Raw genomic sequence first — 20,130 nt, 5'->3', positions numbered from 1 at the left:
CTGTCAGTTCACGCCGTTGAGCCCGCGGGGTCCCTCCGCGGCCAACAGGTCCGGGATCTCTTGTGTCGCATACCACAGCAGGTCTTCACCCTCGCACGAATCGAGGGCGAAAACCGCGTCGTCGTCACCATTCTGGGCCGCTTCCCACAGGTCAGCCGCCTTCCCGACCAGCGCTGCGGCACCGGCCGCGTCCAGATGGACGGCCGCGACCTTCGTCCACGGGATGACCACTTGCAGCTCCAGCCGGGCGTCCCCCAGCTCGACCGACCCGTCGGCAGGCGGTACGGCGCTCACCTCGACCGCGATCACCACGCGCCTCCGCGCCGTGTCCGGATCGGCCGCGAGCAGGCCCACCGAAGCACGGGCCGCCTGCGCCATCGCGGCGTACTCGAGCTCTTCGTCGTCACCCTCCGCGTACCACTCCCGCAGCGCGGGCGTCACGGCGTACGCGGTCAGCGGGGCCGGGCCGAACTCGCCGGCGTGGCACGCGACGTCGAGCAGCCGCAGCGTGGATGGAATGTAGACCCTCATGAGTCCGCCTTCTTGGTTGTCGCGCGGGGTTTCTTCCGGCCCCGGGAAGCCCGGTTCCGGCTACCCCTGGTGGTGTCGAGCAACTCGTCCAGCGCATCCGTCACACATTGGGCGAAAACAGCCAGGTCCGGCATCGCGGTGCGGTCCGCGTTGAGCCCGTAGAACACCTTCCCGTCGTACGACGTGACGCCGACGGACAGCCCTTGTCCGGGCATCAGCGGAACCACCGGGTACGACGCCAGCATCGGGGCACCCTGCGCGTACAGCGGGAACTGCGGTCCGGGCACGTTGGTGATCACCACGTCGTCGATCGGCCGGACGGTCGTGGTCGCGACCCGGGCGGCCAGCGCGTGCAGCGTGGTCGGGGCGAACCCGGCGATCCCGACCAGCGACCGGGCGCTGACCGCGCGGCCGGTGTCCTTGTGCACCTTGGTCTGGTACGAGATCTGGTGCATGCGCATGACCGGAGAGTTCTCCCCGACCGGGAGGTTCACCGTGGAGGCGATCACCGAGGAGCCGAGCGAGGTCGGTTCCTCGTCCTCGTCGTCACGGATGCTGACCGGGACCACCGCCCGCACGCTGCGGGTCGGCCCGACGCCCTCACCGCGGGTCATCATCCAGGCCCGGAACGCACCGGCGACAACCGCGAGGACCACGTCGTTCACCGTGCCGCCGTGGGCAGCCCGGACGGTCCGGTAGTCCTCGAGGTCGGTCTGCACGGTGGTGAACCGGCGCTGACCGGACGTCTTCACGTGCAGCGAGCTCTCCTGCACATGGCGCTGCGCGACCAGCGAGCCGACCACGTCCCCGAGCACCTCGCGGACCGACGTCGACCCGGTCAGGCTGGCGATCTCGGCCCGGGCCAGCTCCAGTACCGCGGTGGGGTGGCGGGTGGCGTCGGTGAACACGCCGGCGAGCAGCTCCAGCGCGGACGGTGGGTGTTTGGGCTCCCAGGTGTCGGTCGGGGTGTCCCGGGGGTGTGCGGTCGCGTCCAGCACCACCTGGCCGATGTCGACCGTGCTGTTGCCGTCGACAAGGGCCTGGTGGGACTTGGCGATGATCGCGAACCGGTCACCTTGCAGGCCCTCGACCAGGTACATCTCCCACAGCGGCCGGGCCCGGTCCAGCCGGCGGGACATGATCCGGGCGACCAGCTCGAGCAGCTGCGCGTGCGTCCCCGGCCGGGGCAGGGCAGAGCGCCGTACGTGGAAGGTGATGTCGAACTCTTCGTCGTCCACCCAGACCGGGCCGGCGAACCGGCCGGGCACCTGCTGGACCCGCTGCCGGTACCGCGGCACGAAGGTGATCCGGTCCCGGATCAGCGCGACCAGGCGCTCGTAGTCGAACCCGTCGCCAGAGTGCACCGGCGGCTCGAAGATGTCGACCGTCCCGACGTGCATCGGGGTGGCCGGGGATTCGGCTTTCAGGAAGGTGAGATCCAGCGACGTCAGCCGATCGGGCATCCGGTCACCTTCCTCTCTGCTCGAAGCTCTGTCTCGTCACCCTAACGGGCCGCACGGACAGTGGGCTGCGACACTGGCCTAGACGCCCTCTCAGGGAACACTGAGCTATCGGTGTTCGTCAGGCAAGAGGGTGTGTCCCGCACCCTGAGAACTTCACAGACCCCTTGAAAGGCCCCTCGACCATGCGTTCGACGCTCGCTCGCGGTACCGCCGCGGCTCTTCTGCCTACCCTCGGCATGCTGGTCCTGGCCGGCTGTGGTGGAGGCGAATCCGACAGCGGCTCGAGCACCCCGTCGCCGAGCGCCCCCGCGAGTACGCAGGCCAGCGTGCCGACGATGACCCCGACGCCGGGCAAGCCGAACGCCAGCTCCCCGTCGAACACCGCGGATCCGTCCGGTGAGCAGGCCGACGTGACCATCAACGTCACCGTTGCCAACGGCAAGGTCAACCCGAGCGGCGCGACCATCAAGGTGAAGGCCGGCCAGACCGTGCTGGTCACCGCGGTCAGCGACGCGGCGGACGAGGTGCACATCCACGGCTACGACAAGGAACTGCCGCTCACCCCGGGCAAGCCGGCCTCGGTCAAGTTCACCGCGAACATGAAGGGCACCTTCGAGGTCGAGACCCACGAGAGCGACAAACTGGCCGCCAAACTCGTCGTCTCATGACCGGCCTGCTTCTGCCGCTCCACGGAATCGGTGGGCGGCAGGACCTGCCGGTTCCGTTCGGCCTCGCGGTCGGTGGCGCCGCGGTCGCGGTCACCGTCTCGTTCGTCGTGCTCGGGCTGGCCTGGCGGAGTCCGAGGTACCGGGGTAACGCGTCCGGGAAGCCGTTGCCTGCCGCAATCACCCGGACGGTCGACGCGAGCTGGTTCCGCTGGATCGTCCGCCTCGTCGGCCTGGCGATCTTCTTCTACGCCATGGTGTCGCTGATGTTCGGCGTGGACCGGCTGACCAACCCGATCTTCGGGTTCATCTACATCCTGCTCTGGGTCGGGCTGGTGCCGATCTCGCTCGTGTTCGGCCCGATCTGGCGGACGCTGAACCCGCTCCGGACCCTTCACCTGCTGCTCTCCAAAGCGCTGCGGCAGTCGCCGTCGAAGGGCATCCTCCAGCTCCCCGCCTGGGCCGGTCTCTGGCCGGCCGCGCTGGGCATCTTCGCGTTCACCTGGCTGGAACTGGTCGCGCCGGACCGCGCCACCATCCCCGTCCTGCAGGCGTGGCTCGCGCTGTACTTCGTGATCACACTGTTCGGCGCAATCCTGTTCGGCGACCGGTGGTTCTCGACCGGCGACCCGTTCGAGGTCTACGCCACGCTGATGTCCCGGTTGTCACCGTGGGGCCGTCGTACCGACGGTGCCCTGGTGGTCCGCCGCCCGCTGGAGAACCTGGACGGCCTCAAGCCACAGCCCGGCCTCGTCGGCATGGTCGCAGCGCTCCTCGGCTCCACGGCGTACGACGGCTTCTCGAACTCGTCGGCGTGGATCGGCTGGGCACAGAACCAGGACATCTCGATGACCTGGCTCGGCACCGCCGCGCTGATCGTGTTCATCCTGTTCGTGCTGGTCACGTACTCCGGCGCCACCCTGCTCGCCGGCCGGCTGTCGGACAGCTCCCGTACGGCGCTCCCCGGTCTGTTCGCGCACTCCCTCGTCCCGATCGTGCTCGGGTACGTCGTCGCGCACTACCTGACCCTGTTCATCCTGGAGGGGCAGCGGACGCTCATCTACCTGAGCGATCCGCTCAGCGACGGCGCCAACATCTTCGGCACCGGCCTGCTCGCGGTGAACACCGGCATCACCAACCACAGCACCACGATCGCGCTCATGCAGGTCCTGGCCGTGGTCTGTGGGCACCTACTCGGTGTCATCTCGGCGCACGACCGTGCTGTCGCCCTGTTCCCCCGTAACAAGGCCCTGATCGGTCAGCTCCCGCTGCTGATCGTCATGGTCGGCTACACCTGCGGCGGGCTGCTCCTACTGTTCTCTTCGTGATGTACACGGTCGCCGAACGCACCCACCTCCGAGAAGTGCTGGTGGAGGCCGCCCGGTCCGACGGACGGATCACCGGTGCGGCGCTGACCGGGTCGGCCGCAATCGGGGCTGAGGACGAGTGGTCCGACGTCGATCTGGCGCTCGGACTCGCGGTTGACGCCGACCAAGACGCCGTACTGGCCGACTGGACTTCGCTTCTCTACGAACTCGGCGCCGTGCATCACACTGACGTGTGGTCCCGCGGGACCGTGTACCGGGTGTTCCTGCTGTCGTCGACGCTGCAGGTGGACATCGCCTTTGCACCGGCCGGTGAGTTCGGTGCGCTCGGGCCGACGTTCCAACTGCTCTTCGGGGAGGCAGTGGAGCAGCCGGCCTGGACTACACCTTCACCTGTGAACCTGGTGGGCATGGGGTGGCTGTATGCGTTGCATGCACGCTCCAGCATCGCGCGGGGAAAGGTGTGGCAGGCGGAGTACATGATCAGCGGGGTCCGCGACCACGTGCTCGTGCTGATGTGTCTCCGGCACGGTCTGCCGCATTCACAGGGCCGTGGATTGCATCTGTTGCCTGCGGCTACCACTGCAGCAGTGGAGCCGACGCTGGTGCGGTCACTCGACCCTGCTGAGCTGGTACGAGCGTTCCGCGCCAGTGTCGACGTACTGCTGGCTGAGGTGCTTGTGGTCGACGGCGACCTCGCGGTCAGGCTTGCTCCGCCGCTGCGGGCGTTGACGACGACGGTTTAGGCAGACTCCGGCTGGTGACCGCCAGCAGGATGAAGGCGATCATCCCGACGATCAGATGCGAGTTGCCGGGGATGGACTGCCAGAAGCTCCAGCCGAGTTCGCGGTCGTCGCGGTACGGCACCCACCAGATCGAACGCAGTACGAAGAGGCCGTAGAAGAGCACTCCGGTCACTACTGCGGGGTTGAGACCCCAGACGCGATTGACCGCGCGGATCAAGCTCACGCCGAGCGGGATGATCCAGACCCAGTGGTGACTCCACGAGATCGGCGACGCGTACAGCACGGCCAGAGCCATCACCGAGATCGCGGTGACGCGCTCGTCCGCGAGCCAGTAGCGCCGGGCCAGCCAGAGCACGAGCAGACCGAACACCACCGAGAGCACGAACCACGTCGGCTGCACCCAGCTCGCCTCGTTACCGATCCGGTGCAGGAAGCCGTTGAAGGACTGGTTGCCGGTATAGGCGATCCCGCCGACGCGGTTGGCGTCGAGGATGACGTCGGTCCAGTAGCGCCACGACTGGTGCGGCACGATCGCGAACCCGATCGCCATCGTGGCCAGCAGACCGAGTACGGCATTGCGCAGCGCACGCCACTGTTTAGTGACGATGAGCAGCGCCAGGAACGGCAGCGGGGTCAGCTTGACGCCGATCGCGACACCGAGCCAGAACCCGCGCAGCCGCGCGTTGTCGGGCCGGACCAGGTCCAGCAGGATCATTGCTGTCAGCAACAGGTTGATCTGGCCGAACTGGATCGTCTGCCAGACCGGTTCGAGCAGCAGCGAGAGTGCGGTCAGCGCGACCAGGACGGCCGTCCGCTTGCGCTGGGTGATGAACGACCAGAAGGTCTTCGTCAGGCTGGTCCGCCAGAGCGCGGTGATACTCAGCACCGAGATCGTGGTCCACGCCACCAGCGCGACGCCCCACGGGACGGCGGCCAGCGGCACCATCGCGATCGCGGCGAACGGCGGGTAGGTGAACGGCAACCCGGAGCCCGGCAGCTCGGCGTCGTACAGCGCGTTGCCGTGCAGCAGCACCGAGCCGCCCATCCGGTACACGCGCAGGTCGATCATGCCGGCGAACAGGCTGCCCACCCAGGCGCCCAGGGCGACGAGCAGCGCGCAGCCGACGATCGCGATCAGTACGCGGCGCCGGCCGGCCGGGCGGGGTGGGGAGGAGGGCGTGGTGGTCACGGTCACGTCAGGTCGGCTCCGAACAGGGTTTCCAGCGCTTGCCGGGTCTCGTCGTACTCGGTGTGAAGGATCGCGGTCATGCCGACCGCGCGGGCGCCGTCGACATTGAGCTCGAGGTCGTCGATGAACACGCACTCCTCGGGCTTCAGCTCCAGCCGGCGGGCAGCGAGCAGGAAAATCTCCGCCTCGGGCTTGCGCATCCCGACCTCGCCGGAGATCACGATGTCGTCGAACATGCCGTCCCAGGTGTCGCGCGGGTAGGTGTTGCCCCAGGAGTTCGACAGCAGTGCGGTGCGGATCCCGTGCGAGCGGGCCCGGCGGACCAGGGCGGACATCGCCGGCTGGTGCTCGAAGTGCGCGAACATGCGCTCGATCAGGCCCTCGGCCGGCACCGGCGTACCGTCGCGCCGGACCAGGATCGAGGCGAGCTTGCGCTCGAAGTCGGGAATGGCGATCTGGCCGCGCTCGAGGGCGTGGACCGGATTCAGCTCGGCTTCCGCGGTCGCGTTCTCCGGAGATTCGGCGGGCAGCCAGGCGAGGACCGCCTGCAGGTAGGAGTCGAAGTCGAAACCGTCGAGCTCGGCCCAGCGCCGCAGCGCCTCCTCCAGGCCGGAGGTGAGCACGCCGCCCCAATCCACCAAGAGCCCACGCGGCACCACCTCAACCTCAGACATGCCGGCCAGCCTACTCAGAACATGACCCCGCTTACGCCGGCGGTCCTGCCGATCACTCGCCGTACACAGATCGTCAGTGGTTTGACTCGATGGTTACGTCGCCTGTCCACCACTCCCCGCCCGTGTCTGCTTCCCCTGCAAACAACGGGTCAGTGGTTGTATTCGATGGTTACGTCGCCTGAGGAGGTTTTGGCTTTGAGCGTGCGGGTGGCGTTCGGGTCGATCTTCACGTTCGCCGACTCGTCCCCGGACGAGGTGTCGGTGTCCACCTTGTACGCCTCGGCGCCGGACGGGATCCGGATCGACACGTCCCCCGAGCTCGCCTTCGAGTCCACCGACTGCGGCGCCACCGCGAAGTCGAGGTCGACGCTCCCGGAACTGCTCTCGGTCGTCACCGTGGTCGCGATCAGACCCTGCGCTTCGAGATCACCCGAGCTGGACTCCAGCCGCAGCGACCCACCGACGTCGTGCACCTCGATGCTGCCCGAACTCGACGTCAGGTCCGCACCACCGGAAAGCCCCGACACCGTGATGTCGCCGCTGCTGCTCCTCAGCGTCAGCTTCACGTCCTTCGGCACGGTCAGGATGTAGCTGGTCTTGCATCCGAACGACAGGAACCCGCAGCCGGTGTCGCGCAGCTCCAGCTTCCCGTTGTCGTACTTCTCCTTCGGGTCCGACCCGAACACGTTCCGCTCGAACTGCCGCTCGACCTGGACGTCCGGTCCGTCCCCAGCCCGGACCTCGACCTCCGCGGAGGTGGTGTCGACCCGCAGCTCGTCGCCCTGGACCGGGTAGCTGTCCTGGCTGGTCTTGGTGCCCTCCGTCAGTCCGGTCAGCGCCCAGTACACACCGCCGAGGATGAGCGCGACCGAGATCGCGATCCCATACCGCCGCTCGGTGCTCATCGTGCTCGCCGGCCGGCCCTGGACCTCGGACATGCTTCCCCCTGGGGTGCGGTCAATTACCCCCAACCCTGACACATCCCCGACCCCCTGTCGGTGGGGTTTTCCCCCGTATCCCCACCGAGCCAACCCTGAGTCCCCGCCCATCCCCTCACCCGCCGCCGCCTCGACTCATCCGCTTGCTCCGACCCGACGTGGATCAGGTGCCGAGGTCTTGGGCCACGGCGGCGGCGAGTTGCTGCAGAGCCTTCCGGAGCTTGCTGGACTTGGCCGACTCGGCGAGGCTGCGGCCGTGCGACATGGCGGTGTCCACAGCACTCAGGTCGTACGGAAGCAGGGCTGCCGGCTCGACTCCGGCGTACTGCGTGAGCGCATCAGTGACAGCGTCGGCCGGAGAGCTGCCGAGTGAGCCGGGGCGGATCCGGTTGACGACGACTCTGAGATTGACCGACGGCACGACGGCGCTCAGCTCGTGGACCGCTCGGATCAAACGGGTGAGGCCAACCGGGTCCGCCGTACCGACGACGATCACCTCGTCGGCCTCCTCCAGCGTCGACATGGTCGCCCCGTTGCGGCGCGGTGCCAGCGAATCGAACGAGATCTCCTCATCCGCCTCGATACAGAAGCCGACATCGACCACGGTGCACGGCGCGAGCGTCCGCGCGGTCGCCCAGATCGACTCGATCGCGGCCGGCCGCAACTCCGTCCACCGGTCGGCGCGGCTGAGCCCGGTCAGCACCAGCAGATGCGGCTCGACCTGACGCGCGTGCTTCGCGAGCATGACCATGTCGAGCGAACCACTCGACGCCGACCGTGCCGCGGCCGCCAGTCCGGAGGTCTCGTCGAGCATCCCGAGCATCTGCGCGACAGTCCCGCCGTACACATCGGCGTCGGCGAGCAGGGTCGGCACGCCTTTGATCGCGAGCTCGCAGGCGAGTCCGACAGCGATCGTCGTACGCCCGGGTGCGCCCGTCGGACCCCAGACCGCGATCAGCCGGCCGCTGCCTTGGGTATACGCGGGCTGCGGGTTGCCGGCCGTCTCCCGCGTCAACGGTACGAATCCGCCGGCGAAGTGCGAGACCGACACCGGCGGGCCGGACTCCACCGCATCGGTCACCGCACGGCCGAGGTCCTCCGGGCTGACGTCGGCCGGGAGGATACGCTCGATGCCCATCCGGCTCAGGCGATCCTCGGCGCCGAAGGGCGCACCGTTCTCGGTCGGGTCGACGAGGGCGAGTACGGCGATGCCGCGCGCGTGCAATGCGGACACCGCGTCGGACGAGAGCCGGGGCAAGTCGTCAGCGAGCAGGACCGCGCGGGCCTGCCCACTCGCGGCCGCCGCCATCACGTCGGCGATGTCGACACAGCGCCGTACGACTCGGATCCCGGGCGCGTGCTCGGTCCGCCGTACGACGTCTGCCTCCCAAGGGGCGCCGGTCACGGCCAGGAGGACTGGTACCGACATCAGCTGGCCCGCCGGACGAGAGTGGGCTCGCCGACACTCATTGCGGTGAGCGCAGCGGGGAGTCGCTGCACATCGTTCGGTGCGAGGCCGATCAGGACCTGTCGACGGGCCGAACCGCCCGCGACGCCCTTCACCGAGTCGATCTGGAGGACGCGGACATTGGTCCACCACAACTTGGCCGACTGCCCCTCTGCCTTGGGGACGACCCAGAGGTCCACCAGGTCGCCGGCTGCGGTGTCCGACGGCAAGCGTCCGCTGGCGACGGACAGCGGCAGCTCGGTGCGATCGTTCTCCGATTCGGAGACAGCGGCCTCGCGCGGCACGAACTCACCCGCGTCCACCGCGCGGGTGAGGACGAGACCCTTGAGATCGGCGTCGGCGGCGACGTACTTGTTGGCGTCGTCGCTGCTGGTGAAGCGCACCCGCACAGTGGCGAGGTCGTCGCCGGTGAGCTCGGTGCCGGTCGGGAGGTCGTGCTTGGCCGCCCAGATCGTGGTGGTGTCGTCGGCCGACGACAGCAGCTTGGCGCCGACCAGCGCGGTGATGGCGACGAGCAGCACGCCGAGGACGAGCCGGCCGTCCTTCCACCGGGCGCGCTTGTTGCGCTGAGCCGGGACCGACGGCGCCCCGAACCCACTCCGCACTGCTGTGTCGACCACGTCTGCTCCCCAGTCAATCGATCGCTGTCCGCCGACATTCTGCCGTGTCCCCGGACCGCGCCGTGAACGGTTGTCCACAGGCTGTGACAGCCTGACACAGCCTGGGGACAACTGCGGTCGTCCGGTCGCCAACCGTGGCAAACTGAAGGAACCAGCCACTATGTGAAGGAGTAGGACGGATGCCGGGTCCCCGATTCCTCCAGCTCGCCGACGTCGCCGAAGTCCTGAACATCTCCGCCAACCAGGTCTACGCCCTGGTCCGCCGCGGCGACATCCCCGCCGTCAAGATCGGCGGCCGCGGCCAGTGGCGCGTCGAGGCCAGCGAACTCGAGAAGTACATCGAACGCCTCTACACCGAGACCCGCGACTTCATCGACACCCACCCCTTCGGCGAAGAAGCAGACCAACCCGAACAAGCCCACCAGTAATCCCGTCCGGACCGGCGAGCTGGCGCCGCTCCGACACTCACAACGCGTGCCGCAGGCCCAACCCGGCGCCTGCTCGGCGGAGTCAACGGCCGGGGCCGAGCCGAGTCATCAACGGCTGGGGCGGAGCCGAGTCGTGGATCTGGGTCGCCCGACTCGGCGTGTCGCCCACCGATACCCACGACTCAGCGACAACCTGCCCCGCCCAACGCCACGACTCGGCGCAGATCTCCTCCGTCCGAACCACGACTCGGCGCTGATCGCCCTGCCCAACTCCCACGACTGGCGTGGGGTTAGCGGCGGCGGAGGGCTCTGAGGGCTTGGGTGGGGACCAGGCGGACGTTGTAGACCTCGGTTCGGCGGCGGGGGGCGTCGAGAGGGTGCTCGGCCAGCTCGAGGAAGTCGGCACCTACTCGGTCGATCGTGCCGGTGACGGGGGAACCTCCGGCGCAGAAGAGGGTGACCGGGGAGCGATCGCGCGCGATTCCGCGCAGCAGATGGGCCAGGCCGAGCTTGCCTTCGATCGCTCCGATGGCCGGCTCCGCCCACGGCCCCAGGCGGTGTACGGCGACCAGGGCGGCGACTGGGATCAGCCATTCCTCGTACCGCTCCGTCTCGATCAGCACGCAGTCTTTCCCGACCCGCGTCAGCATCCCGTGCACGGGATCCGCGTCGATCAATTCGACCCGTACGACGGTGTCGACAGCACCCCGCAGCCGGTCGAGCACGGTGATCTTCCCGACCTCGGCCCGGATCCGATCCGCGACCTCGCCGTACAGATCCCCTTCCTGGAGCGCCTCGAACTGAGACTCCAGATCCGCGAACAACGCATCCCACCGCATACCCGCGAACCTACCGGCCGACCGCGTCATCCCAGCCCACCACCCGCGCGCATTCACGGAGGCCGGGCGGTCACCTTGAGTCAGGGAAGTTGACGCTTTGTGGGTTAAGGACTTGCAAAGCGGCCGTAGACCCGGTCTATAGTGATCAAGCCAAAGCAAACTAAAGCAAACTCATAGGTCGGGAGCGAAGCGGGATGAACGCGATGATCCGAGGGGCGAAGGGGATGCTCGCGGTTGCGGCACTCGTCGCGGTCGGCCTGGGGTTGCGCTGGATGACCGACGGCGCGATCACCGGGATGCGGACCTACGACCTCGAGTCGATGACGGTCCTCGTGGTCGGGACCGTCGCGTGGATGGCCTACGGGTGGTTCGTGCTGGCGGTCCTCATGACCGTCCTCGAGCAGATCCCGGGGGCGATCGGCACGCTGGCGGGTGTCGTCGTCGGGCGAATCACCTCGAAGACCGCCCGCACGCTCCTCCGCTCCGGCCTCGGCGTAGCCGCCGTCACGCCACTCACAGTCGGCGTAGCCCACGCAACCCCCGGCGACGGCGGCACCAGCCAGGCATGGACACAGGTAGAGCCCCGCTCGACTGTCCAACTCACCGACACCACCACCTGGCGCACCACCGAGCCCGCCTCAACAATCCGCCTCGCCGCACCCGGCACCCACCCGGACGCTGCTTCCTCGGGTGCCGCAGACCAGCGCGCCACGGAGCCCGCGTCGCAGGTTCAGCTTGGCGCGACCGCGGGCGGCACCCATCCGGGGGTTGCTCCTGCGGGTACGACGGACTGGCGCGTTAGCGAGCCGCCGTCGACGGTCCGCCTGACCGAGGAGGCGCCGGGCACAGGTCCGGCGCAGTCCGTTGGCCGGACTGATGCACCCAACCCGCACACGACTACACCGACCCCGGAGCGACCGGCCGCGACCAACGCCGCCCAGCCGGACAACAGCGTGGCGACTCCGGCGCCGACCGCAAGCGTTGGGCAGCGGGACGGCGTCCCGACTACCCAGCCCACCGCGGGCGCTCGTCGGCGTGACGGCGTACTGACCTCCGAGCCGACGGCCGGCGGTCGCGGGCATGACGCGGTGCCGGGGGCGGGGCGGGTTCGGGTGGGGGTGCCTGATCGGCCGGCTGTGGGGGCGGGGACTCGGTATACGGATCTGCGGTCTGGGGTTCCCGTGCGAGTGCCTGGGTCGGTCGTGGTGACGGCCGGGGATTCGTTGTGGAGTCTTGCGGCGGCGGAGCTCGGGGCGGGTGCGAGTGCTGAGGCGGTCGCGGCTCGGTGGCCGGAGTGGTACGCCGCCAATCGTCAGGCGATCGGGTCCGATCCCGACCTCATTCTTCCCGGTCAGGTGCTGCGCATCCCTGCAGCCGGTACTGGCCATCATGTGCCGCCCACCCAACAGGAGAAGTGACATGAGCCAGCCACAGAACCTCCGTGCGGACGAACTCCAGCACCCGACTCCCCTCTCCACCCTCGCGGCTGTTCCGCAGACCGCCGCCTCGGACGACGTCGTTGGGATGGTCAGCGTGGCGACGCCCCGACTGCGGGCCGTCGGCGGTCGGTCGGCGGGGACCGGAGCTGAGCGCGGTGCCGGGTCCGTTGCCGGGCCAGGTGTCGGCTCTGTTGCCGAGCGCCGTGCCGGGTCTGCTGCCGGGCCTGGTGTCGGCTCTGTTGCCGAGCGCCGTGCCGGGTCTGCTGCCGGGCCTGGTGTCGGGCCTGCTGCCGAGCACAGTTTCGGTCCTGGTGGCGGGTCTGGTGTTGAGCACTGGGTGCCGGCGACGGTGCGGTATGCGGAGAGCATGACGGAGGGGGCGTTGGCCTTGCGGTTGCAGGCGATCACTCGTCTTGGGGTGGTGTCTGCGCCTACCACTCTCACCAGCCTGGCGGCGTTCACATCTGCGCCGGCTCAGGCACCTGCGGTGGTCGGCCGGGCGGATGAGGAGGTCGCCGTTCGGGGTGTTGTGAACGCTCAAGGCGAGGCTGCACCGGCCGCGGCTGCGGCTGCGTCGGTGGCTGAGGCGCGCAAGCTTGCAGCGGTGCCGGCTGGTGACGCGGTGGCGGACGGGGCTGGGGCGGCGACGTCGGGGTCGGCGGAGAGTGGTGGGTCGGCGGTGGAGCGGATGCTGGTCGCGGTGCCGGAGCGTGGGCCGTCTGCCGGAGGTGCTATCGGGCGGGCTTCGGCGGGTGCGGGCTCGGCGGGTGCAGGCTCGGCGGGTGCAGGCTCGGCGGGTGCAGGCTCGGCGGGCGAGGGTTCGGCGAGCGCGGACTCGGCGGGCGCCAGCTCGGCGGGCGCGGGCGCGGTGGGTGCGGGCTCGGCGGGCGAGGGCTCGGCTGGGCGGGCCGCAGGAGTTGGGCCTGGGGTGCCGGAGGCGGGGGCTTGGGCTTCTCGGTTGGTGCAGGCGGTTTCGGAGGTGCTGGCGGGAGATCGGCCGATTTCGCAGCTGGTGCGGTTTACGGATGATGCTGTGTTCACGGAGTTGAATCGGCGGGTTCGGATGCTGGGGCTGACGACGACTGCCACCACTCGTGGGGCGAAGGAGCGGAGTGCGGTGCGGTCGGTGCGGGTTTGTGCGCCGACTGAGCATGTGGCTGAGGTTGCTGCGCACGTGCGGCATGGGGATCGGTCTCGGGCGATTGCCTTGCGGATGGAGATTCGCCGCAACCGGTGGGTCTGCACGGCACTCGAGCTCGGCTGATCGAACGGGACGCTGGTCGGACGAGCAACTGGTCGGATGTACAGCTGATCGAACGGGCAGCGGGTTGAGCGGGCAGCTGACCACACGGGCAGTCGGTGGACGGGGCAGCTGACCACATGGGCAGCGGGTTGAGGGGCTGAACTTTGGGGTGGGGGTGGAGCGTCTAAGGAGCGCAATCGGATCGTGCGGTTGTTGTCATGTGGCTGCGGCGGGCGCGGCGTACCGTAACCGGGTCGGTCGATGGATCGGTCCTCGTCGTTCGGGGGAACGAATGTCAGACAGCACGTTCACCAGGACGCTGGGGTCCAGCGGACCGGCAGGCGGCGTACGAGCGGAGTTCACTGGGGTGACGCCGGGTGTGCCGTGGCAGGTCGCGTTGGACGACTTGACCGACGCGGAGCGAGCGCGGGTGCTGCCCGCAGTACGGCGACGTCGGTGGACCGAGCGGATGCCGCTGCTCTATCCACTGGCCGTACGGTTCCACCGGGTGCGCAAGCGCCTCGAGTGGATGACGTCCAGTACGCCGTACGCACGGAGTCGGGAGCTGGATCGTCTGCCGGTGCGGGTGAAGCGGCACAAGTCGTTGTTGTTGCGGCAACTCGGTGAGACCGAGATGTGGATGCAGCACAACAAGGTGACCAACCTGAAGCTCGCGTGTGCGCAGGTCGACGGGCTGCTGATCCGACCTGGCGAGACGTTCTCGTTCAACAAACTGGTCGGGAACGCGACACGTCGCAAGGGTTACCGGAAAGGTATGCGGCTGTCGAACGGGCAGGCACGGCCCGGCATCGGCGGCGGGATCTGCCAGCTCGCCAATCTGCTGCACTGGATGGTGCTGCATTCGCCGATGACGGTGACGCAGCGGTCCACGCACAGCTTCGACCCGTTCCCGGACAACGGGCGGGTGCTGCCGTGGGGCGTGGGCTGCAGCATCGTCTACAACTACGTGGATCTGCAGTTCCGCAACGACACCGATCAGACGTTCCAGCTGCGGCTCGACGTGGGTGAGCGCTACCTCGAGGGCGAGATCCTCGCCGACACCCAGACCGAGTCGTCGTACCGGGTGTTCTCGCAGGACGAGCGGTTCCTCCGGGTCGGCGCGGACTACTTCCGTCGGAACGAGATCTGGCGGACCGTGATCGACCGCCGCACCGGTACGCCGACCCGCGACGAACTGATTCGCGAGAACGTTGCCTTGGTCAAATATGTCCCCACCGGCGTCGAAGTGCTGGACGTCGTGCCGTCGGCGGCGTGACCCGAGTCCTGGAAGTAACTGCCCGCCGGCACCGCCGCTAATCGAGCAACGAGCAGCCGTACTTCTCGAAGAGCGCGGCCGCGTCTCCGGAGAATCCGCCGTGCAACTCGCCGAGCATGGCGTGAGTCTTCGCCGACATCACCAGCACGTACCTGGCCGGCTCCTCGCCCGGGTTGCCGAACGTATGCGGCACCCCGCGCGGTCCGACGATCCCCGAGCCGGCCGGAACGTCGTAGTCCTCGCCGTCGATCCGCAGCCGCAGCGTCCCGGCGAGGACGTACCACGCCTCGTCGTCCTCGTGATGCACGTGCAGCGGCGCCTGCCACGCCACCTGGTCCGACGTCCGTCCCGCCGCTTCCCACTCCGCCAGCACCAGCCCCGATCCCGCCGGCGCGACTGTCCGTCCGAGCAGCGGTACCGCCGACACATCCTCGCGACGCGACATCAACATCTCCTTACGGCGTAGACCGTATGGCCCCAGGACCAGACATTCTTGTTCGTGAGAGCCACCACCGCAACGCCGCCGGAGGAATCTGTCGGTGGTGCGTTGCAGACTGAGGGCGTGACTCTGGTTGTCGAGCCGTACCGGGAGCGACCTGCCCTGGTGCCCGGTGCCGCGGTGTGGACGCGGACCGCGGAGAGCGGGGACTACCGGGTCCTGCCCGACGGGTGCATGGATCTGATCTGGATGGACGACGACCTGATCGTGGCCGGGCCGGACAGCCGGGCCTGGACCGGCACCGCGGAAGCAGGCACGAGGTACGCCGGGATCCGGTTCGCACCAGGCGCGGCGCCAAACTTTCTCGGCGTCCCGGCACGCGAACTGCTGAACGGGCGAGTGCCGCTGAGTGAACTGTGGTCGCCTGCCCGGAGTAGACGGCTACTGGATCGAGTGCGGTCGGCGCAGGACCCGGCTGTCGCGCTGGACGAAGCGGTCGTGAGGTTGGTTGAGGTGCCACCGGATCGGCTGATCTCCCACGTGCTGCGCAGCATCCGGTCCGGCGTGCTGCGCAAAGGTGTGGTGAGTCTCGCGGGCAGCGTCGGGCTGAGCGAGCGCCAGCTGCATCGGCGCTGCCTGAACGCGTTCGGCTACGGCCCGAAGATGCTCGACCGCGTCCTCCGGATGAACGTCGCCCTCGACCGCGCCCGCACGGGCGTCGCGCTCGCCGACGTCGCCGTACTCACCGGGTACGCCGACCAGGCCCACTTCACGCGGGACGTCAAAGCGCTCACCGGTCTCCCCCCTCGGATACTCCTGGGCTAGCCGCCCGTCGCATGTCAGCATTGCTGTTCATGACTGCCGAGATCAGTACGGCGACTCTGCGGCACAACCCCTTGAACGCGGTGACGGCGACCGTGGAGCGGATCACGTACGCCGACGGCCGCACCGCGGTGCGCAAGCAACTGCGGAAGCCGGTGGACTCGACCGGCCCATGGGCGGCCTCGACGGACCCGCGGCACTGGAACTACTGGCGCCGTGAGCTCGACGTCTACCAGGACGAGGAGCTCCGCAAGCACCTGGCCGACGCCGGTCTCGTGCTCCCCGCAGCGGAGGTCGAGGAGCACGCGGACGGCGCCGTACTGCTGATGGAAGACATCACCGGCACGTCCGGGACCGAATTCAGTCTGGCCGAGCACGCGGCACTCGCCCGGGCCTGTGGGCGATGGCAGGCGCGGCCCGCGCCAGAGCGGGCGTGGACGTCGACCGGGTTCCTGCGCGACTACTCCACGACCCGTGAGGTCCCGTGGCACCTGATGAACGACGATGCGGCCTGGCAGCAGCCGCTCGTCGCGGAGACCTGGCCGCCCAAACTGAGAGCGGCCTGGACGTACCTGCTGGCCCACCGCGACGAACTGCTCGACCTGGTCGCCGGTCTCCCCCGTGCCCGCTGCCATCTCGACTTCTGGGTCTCGAACGTGGTCCAGCGACCCACCGGCGAACTAGCCCTGTTCGACTGGGCGTTCACCGGCGACGGCGCCCTGGGTGAGGACCTCGGCAACCACATCCCGGACGCCGTCTTCGACCTGTTCTGGCCGGCCGAGCGCCTGCCGGAGCTCGCGGAGACCTGCATCGCCAACTATCTCGACGGTCTCCGCGAGGCCGGCTGGCGCGGCGACCCCGACCAGGTCCGCCTGGCCGTGATGGCGTCCGGCGTCAAGTACGCCTGGCTCCTTCCCGGCCTCCTCGGCCGCGCCTCCGACACCTCACACAACGCCTACCACCAGCAGACCGACAGCCGTCACCTCTTCCAGCAACGCGGCCTGGCGCTCGCCTTCGTCGCCGACTGGTGCGCGGCGGCGCTCAGCCGAGTACGACGGTGAAGCCGCCGGGCTGGACGACCGCACGAGCGGGGTTGCCGCGGGAGTGCAGTTCGCCGGAGGACGTGTAGGAGTACGCAACCCGTCCCGGGACGCTGACGGTGCGCGGGTGGGTGTCCACGCTGGTCAGCAAGGTCGCAGCACCCAAGCGAAGGGTGCTGATGGTGGGGATCAGGAGCAGCGCGTCCAACTGGACCGGGCCGCTCGCCGCCACCACCAGGTTCGTCGCGTACGCCGGAAGCGACGTGCGCAAGGTGATCGGCTGCAAGGCGCCAGGTGCGGCGGAGATGCCTTGCGGACCGGTCACGTGGTTGATCGCGCCCAGCACCCGCGAGCCCGTGGTCCAGGTCGTGCGAGCGGGGTTGGGTGTGTCGACCAGATTGACGACCGGGAGGACGAGTCGGGCTTGGGATGATGCCGGAAGGGTCCACGTGGCAGAGCCACCGGCGTCGAGGGACAGGTAGGCCCCGTTGCTCCATTGGGACTCGCCGGTCCAGGCCGACGGTGGGGTGACCACCTGACCGCCGACAGCGGACTCGGCTTCGACGATCTGCAGGCCGTCGTACGTCGGACGCCCAGCCAGCCGGGCCACGTCCGGGTTGGCGTCGAGAGCGAGCATCGAAAGCTGACCGTGGATGTTGGACTCGGCGCCGGAGTTGCGGTTGATGACGCCGTCGCCGGAGACGCCGTCGTAGGTACGACCGGTGGCCGGGTCATAGGTGGCCTCACCGGCCCGGTTCGCGCCGAAGTACCAGGCTGCGACGAAGGCGGCGACCTGCTTGAGGCCGGGGAGTCCGACCGCCAACAGGCCCTGCAGGCGAGCGTCGACGCCGTACGCGATCTGGGTGCGGTCGATCGGGACCGGGAGCCAGCCGTTGTCGGGACCGCCGGCGGTCATGAGGAGCGGTGTGAAGCCGGCCGTGTCGCCGATCGCTGGGGTCAAGAGCTTGCGCGAACCCAACGCTGACGAAGCGGCAGCGAGTGCCGACGGCATCTGTGCGCCCCACGCATGCCAGTCCGAGATCGACTCGCCCCACGGCAGCAGCGCACGGAACGGCCAGTCCCGGCTCGATCCGGCACTCATGGCCGCGATGCCTTCCGCGAACTGTGACAGCGCCCGCCGAGCCCGCGCTGAGCCGCCGGCCCGGACGTACGCCGACAGACCGAGGACGGCCTCGGACGTCGCATCGGCGCCGTTGACGATGAGCCACGCGGGCAGACGGCGCCCGTCGACGACGTTCCATGTGCCATAGCGGATCAGAACCTGCCGCTCGAGCGCAGCGATCGCCAGCTCGAGTCGAGCCCGGAGGAAGTCGGCGAAGGCACGGTCCTGGGAACGGAAGGCGGCCTACCCCTCCCCCAGCGCCCACACGCTCCGGGCGAGCCAGTACGACGGTCCGGAGTCGGACGGGTCGGGGAGCTCGACCGGATCGGCACTGGGATTCAACGTGCCGTCCGGCTGCATCCAGAGCACCACGTTGCCGTTGGGCGACTGCAGATAGGTCAACCCGCGCAGGAGGTCACGGGCGGCGACCATCGAGGTGCGCTCGCCGAACTGCCGCCAGTGGCGCAGGTAGACCACGGCAGCCCGGGCGATGTCGTCGGTGTTGAAGGCACCCTGACCATAGGTGTTGCTCACAGGGTCATAGGCACCGCCGCCAATGCGCTTGTACGAACCGTCGGGCTGCCGGTCCGCATAGGTCCACAGCACGCCCAGCGGTCCCGATCCGAACGTGCTGTGGCCCGCGGCCGGCGGTGGAGTGACCGAGGCGCGGAGGAAGTCGAGATGGGCGAGGTTGGACAGACGTCCGGAGGCGGACGCCGGGAGTGTTACCGCTGATGCGGCGGCCAGGGCCACAGCACCGCCGAGGACGGTTCGGCGGGTGGGTTTCATGTCAGCCGGTCCAATCTGGCGACACCGATGGCGGCGTCGGCCATGCCGTAGAAGACGTAGCGGACTCCGTCGACCTCTTCGATCGCGGTCGGGAAGACCACATTGCCGACGGTTCCGACCTTCTCCTCCTCGGTCTCGGGCACCAGGATCGGCTCCGACGTACGAGCGATCACCCGGGTCACGTCTTCCGGGTCGAGCAGCAGCGCACCGGCTGCGTAGCAAACCTTCTGCGTGGTCGGGTCGAACCCTTCGGGCTGCTCACCGGTGACACCGTGGTGGATCACCAGCCAGCCCTCCGGCACCCGCAGCGGCGCCGGACCGGCCCCGATCTTCAACTCTTCGAACGGGTACTCCGACATCGCCACCAGCCGGTGATTCCGCAGGTGCACGAGATTCCGCACATCACGCTCGACATCAGCCACCGGTACGAACGACACCCAGATCCCCGGCCGGTCATCGGTGACCCCGGCCGGCAAGTGGACGCCCTCGCCCTCACGGAACCACCCGAGGTCCCACATCGGCCGGTGAAGCATGGCGTACGACGGTTCGCCGTCCGGCCCGGGCACCGGCTCGGGGAAGAACACCGTGTCCTTGTTGGGGAACAGGTTCAGGTCCGTGTCCAGGTCGGGCTGGTACTCGAAGTGCAGCGGCCCCAACCGCCGCCACTCCCGCAGATCCGACGACACCGCGAGCGCCGGCTTCGGCCCGAGCGGACCGTAGGCGACGTACGTCATCACATGCAGTCCGAGCGACGGTACGAACGTCACCCGCGGGTCCTCCACGCCGGCGTTGTTCTTCCCGCGCTCCCAGCCTTCGTCGGGCGCGAGGACGACGCCTTCGCGCCGGACGCCGACCGGTACGCCGTCGGCCAGCTCCACAGCAGCCAGGCCGACCCGGGAAATGTTGCCGGACGCAACCAGTCGGGGCAGCAGGTAGAGCTGCCCGTCCGGCGTGTGCCCGGTGGCCGGGTTCAGCACGCCCTCGGCCTCGAGTTCGTTGCCCGGCTCGGGCGTCATCAGGACGCCGACACGGGTCAGGGTGTAAGGAACAGTCACCACGAAATGCCTTTCGAA

21 protein-coding genes are annotated in these 20,130 nt (G+C 68.9%); 9 read left to right on the top strand and 12 right to left on the bottom strand.

Translation table 11 applies throughout. The features are described from left to right. Positions 1-3: 3 nt before the first annotated feature. On the bottom strand, positions 4-531 hold the full coding sequence (locus ACZ3HV_RS35130) for a DUF6912 family protein (RefSeq protein WP_465690826.1): 528 nt from the start codon (positions 529-531) through the stop codon (positions 4-6). After that, entirely contained in the window at positions 528-1,994 is a 1,467-nt protein-coding gene (locus tag ACZ3HV_RS35125; protein ID WP_360371400.1) for a WS/DGAT/MGAT family O-acyltransferase, read from the bottom strand. The genes ACZ3HV_RS35130 and ACZ3HV_RS35125 overlap by 4 nt, the downstream gene beginning before the upstream one ends. Before the next feature lie 182 nt (positions 1,995-2,176). On the opposite strand from ACZ3HV_RS35125, the gene ACZ3HV_RS35120 reads away from it, so the two are divergent. The 3 genes from ACZ3HV_RS35120 to ACZ3HV_RS35110 are packed head-to-tail and all read left to right on the top strand — an operon-like array spanning position 2,177 to position 4,730. After that, positions 2,177-2,662 carry a cupredoxin domain-containing protein gene (locus ACZ3HV_RS35120; RefSeq protein WP_465690824.1) on the top strand — a complete coding sequence of 162 codons (486 nt, stop codon included), beginning with the start codon at positions 2,177-2,179 and terminating at the stop codon, positions 2,660-2,662. Further along, a complete protein-coding gene (locus ACZ3HV_RS35115) occupies positions 2,659-3,987 on the top strand; it encodes a hypothetical protein (RefSeq protein ID WP_465690823.1) in 1,329 nt (442 codons plus the stop codon). Before ACZ3HV_RS35120 ends, ACZ3HV_RS35115 begins: the two co-directional genes overlap by 4 nt. After that, positions 3,987-4,730 carry a nucleotidyltransferase domain-containing protein gene (locus ACZ3HV_RS35110; RefSeq protein ID WP_465691046.1) on the top strand — a complete coding sequence of 248 codons (744 nt, stop codon included), beginning with the start codon at positions 3,987-3,989 and terminating at the stop codon, positions 4,728-4,730. The genes ACZ3HV_RS35115 and ACZ3HV_RS35110 overlap by 1 nt, the downstream gene beginning before the upstream one ends. Here ACZ3HV_RS35110 and ACZ3HV_RS35105 read toward each other — a convergent pair. The 5 genes from ACZ3HV_RS35105 to ACZ3HV_RS35085 form a co-directional block, all read right to left on the bottom strand. After that, entirely contained in the window at positions 4,687-5,925 is a 1,239-nt protein-coding gene (locus ACZ3HV_RS35105; protein WP_465690821.1) for a glycosyltransferase 87 family protein, read from the bottom strand. The two genes, ACZ3HV_RS35110 and ACZ3HV_RS35105, sit on opposite strands and share 44 nt — an antisense overlap. Further along, positions 5,922-6,593 carry an HAD family hydrolase gene (locus tag ACZ3HV_RS35100; protein ID WP_465690819.1) on the bottom strand — a complete coding sequence of 224 codons (672 nt, stop codon included), beginning with the start codon at positions 6,591-6,593 and terminating at the stop codon, positions 5,922-5,924. Before ACZ3HV_RS35100 ends, ACZ3HV_RS35105 begins: the two co-directional genes overlap by 4 nt. A 149-nt stretch (positions 6,594-6,742) precedes the next feature. After that, positions 6,743-7,531, bottom strand: coding sequence for a DUF4097 family beta strand repeat-containing protein (locus tag ACZ3HV_RS35095; RefSeq protein ID WP_465690817.1), 789 nt, complete (start codon positions 7,529-7,531; stop codon positions 6,743-6,745). A 163-nt stretch (positions 7,532-7,694) separates the two neighbouring features. Further along, positions 7,695-8,960, bottom strand: coding sequence for an AAA family ATPase (locus tag ACZ3HV_RS35090; protein ID WP_465690815.1), 1,266 nt, complete (start codon positions 8,958-8,960; stop codon positions 7,695-7,697). Continuing rightward, positions 8,960-9,619 (bottom strand): SAF domain-containing protein, encoded by a 660-nt coding sequence (locus ACZ3HV_RS35085; RefSeq protein ID WP_465690814.1) that lies wholly within the window; start codon positions 9,617-9,619, stop codon positions 8,960-8,962. The genes ACZ3HV_RS35090 and ACZ3HV_RS35085 overlap by 1 nt, the downstream gene beginning before the upstream one ends. Positions 9,620-9,798: 179 nt before the next feature. Between ACZ3HV_RS35085 and ACZ3HV_RS35080 the strand changes: the two genes are divergently transcribed. Beyond that, positions 9,799-10,047: a helix-turn-helix domain-containing protein gene (locus ACZ3HV_RS35080; protein WP_360363633.1), complete on the top strand. Its 249-nt coding sequence runs from the start codon at positions 9,799-9,801 to the stop codon at positions 10,045-10,047. 290 nt (positions 10,048-10,337) lie between these two features. Here ACZ3HV_RS35080 and ACZ3HV_RS35075 read toward each other — a convergent pair whose 3' ends face one another. Further along, the gene (locus ACZ3HV_RS35075; protein ID WP_360363635.1) at positions 10,338-10,886 is read right to left on the bottom strand and encodes a hypothetical protein; all 549 of its coding nucleotides are present in this window, start codon (positions 10,884-10,886) and stop codon (positions 10,338-10,340) included. 194 nt (positions 10,887-11,080) lie between these two features. On the opposite strand from ACZ3HV_RS35075, the gene ACZ3HV_RS35070 reads away from it, so the two are divergent. From ACZ3HV_RS35070 to ACZ3HV_RS35060, 3 genes are all read left to right on the top strand, one after another. Then, positions 11,081-12,304, top strand: coding sequence for a LysM peptidoglycan-binding domain-containing protein (locus ACZ3HV_RS35070; protein ID WP_465690811.1), 1,224 nt, complete (start codon positions 11,081-11,083; stop codon positions 12,302-12,304). A 1-nt stretch (position 12,305) separates the two neighbouring features. Beyond that, a complete protein-coding gene (locus tag ACZ3HV_RS35065) occupies positions 12,306-13,589 on the top strand; it encodes an Rv3235 family protein (protein WP_465690809.1) in 1,284 nt (427 codons plus the stop codon). A 271-nt stretch (positions 13,590-13,860) separates the two neighbouring features. Further along, on the top strand, positions 13,861-14,844 hold the full coding sequence (locus tag ACZ3HV_RS35060) for a VanW family protein (RefSeq protein WP_465690807.1): 984 nt from the start codon (positions 13,861-13,863) through the stop codon (positions 14,842-14,844). A 37-nt stretch (positions 14,845-14,881) separates the two neighbouring features. Here the strand turns inward: ACZ3HV_RS35060 and ACZ3HV_RS35055 are convergent, their stop codons facing one another. Then, positions 14,882-15,289, bottom strand: coding sequence for a cupin domain-containing protein (locus tag ACZ3HV_RS35055; protein ID WP_465690805.1), 408 nt, complete (start codon positions 15,287-15,289; stop codon positions 14,882-14,884). A 117-nt stretch (positions 15,290-15,406) separates the two neighbouring features. Between ACZ3HV_RS35055 and ACZ3HV_RS35050 the strand changes: the two genes are divergently transcribed. Both ACZ3HV_RS35050 and ACZ3HV_RS35045 read left to right on the top strand, forming a co-directional pair. Continuing rightward, positions 15,407-16,108: a helix-turn-helix domain-containing protein gene (locus ACZ3HV_RS35050; protein ID WP_465690803.1), complete on the top strand. Its 702-nt coding sequence runs from the start codon at positions 15,407-15,409 to the stop codon at positions 16,106-16,108. A gap of 29 nt (positions 16,109-16,137) precedes the next feature. Then, a complete protein-coding gene (locus ACZ3HV_RS35045; protein ID WP_465690801.1) occupies positions 16,138-17,166 on the top strand; it encodes an aminoglycoside phosphotransferase family protein in 1,029 nt (342 codons plus the stop codon). On the opposite strand, the gene ACZ3HV_RS35040 is transcribed toward ACZ3HV_RS35045, so the two are convergent. The 3 genes from ACZ3HV_RS35040 to ACZ3HV_RS35030 all read right to left on the bottom strand — a co-directional run bounded on the left by ACZ3HV_RS35040 (position 17,147) and on the right by ACZ3HV_RS35030 (position 20,112). Continuing rightward, positions 17,147-18,247: a hypothetical protein gene (locus ACZ3HV_RS35040; protein WP_465690799.1), complete on the bottom strand. Its 1,101-nt coding sequence runs from the start codon at positions 18,245-18,247 to the stop codon at positions 17,147-17,149. The two genes, ACZ3HV_RS35045 and ACZ3HV_RS35040, sit on opposite strands and share 20 nt — an antisense overlap. 264 nt (positions 18,248-18,511) lie before the next feature. Further along, positions 18,512-19,057 carry a hypothetical protein gene (locus ACZ3HV_RS35035; RefSeq protein WP_465690797.1) on the bottom strand — a complete coding sequence of 182 codons (546 nt, stop codon included), beginning with the start codon at positions 19,055-19,057 and terminating at the stop codon, positions 18,512-18,514. Beyond that, on the bottom strand, positions 19,054-20,112 hold the full coding sequence (locus tag ACZ3HV_RS35030) for a glycoside hydrolase family 130 protein (protein ID WP_360363650.1): 1,059 nt from the start codon (positions 20,110-20,112) through the stop codon (positions 19,054-19,056). Before ACZ3HV_RS35030 ends, ACZ3HV_RS35035 begins: the two co-directional genes overlap by 4 nt. Between the last annotated feature and the right edge of the window lie 18 nt (positions 20,113-20,130).

This window comes from Kribbella sp. NPDC020701 (assembly GCF_055562215.1).
Note: the sequence above shows the minus strand (reverse complement) of the source record. Positions and strands in the feature narration are given on the sequence as shown.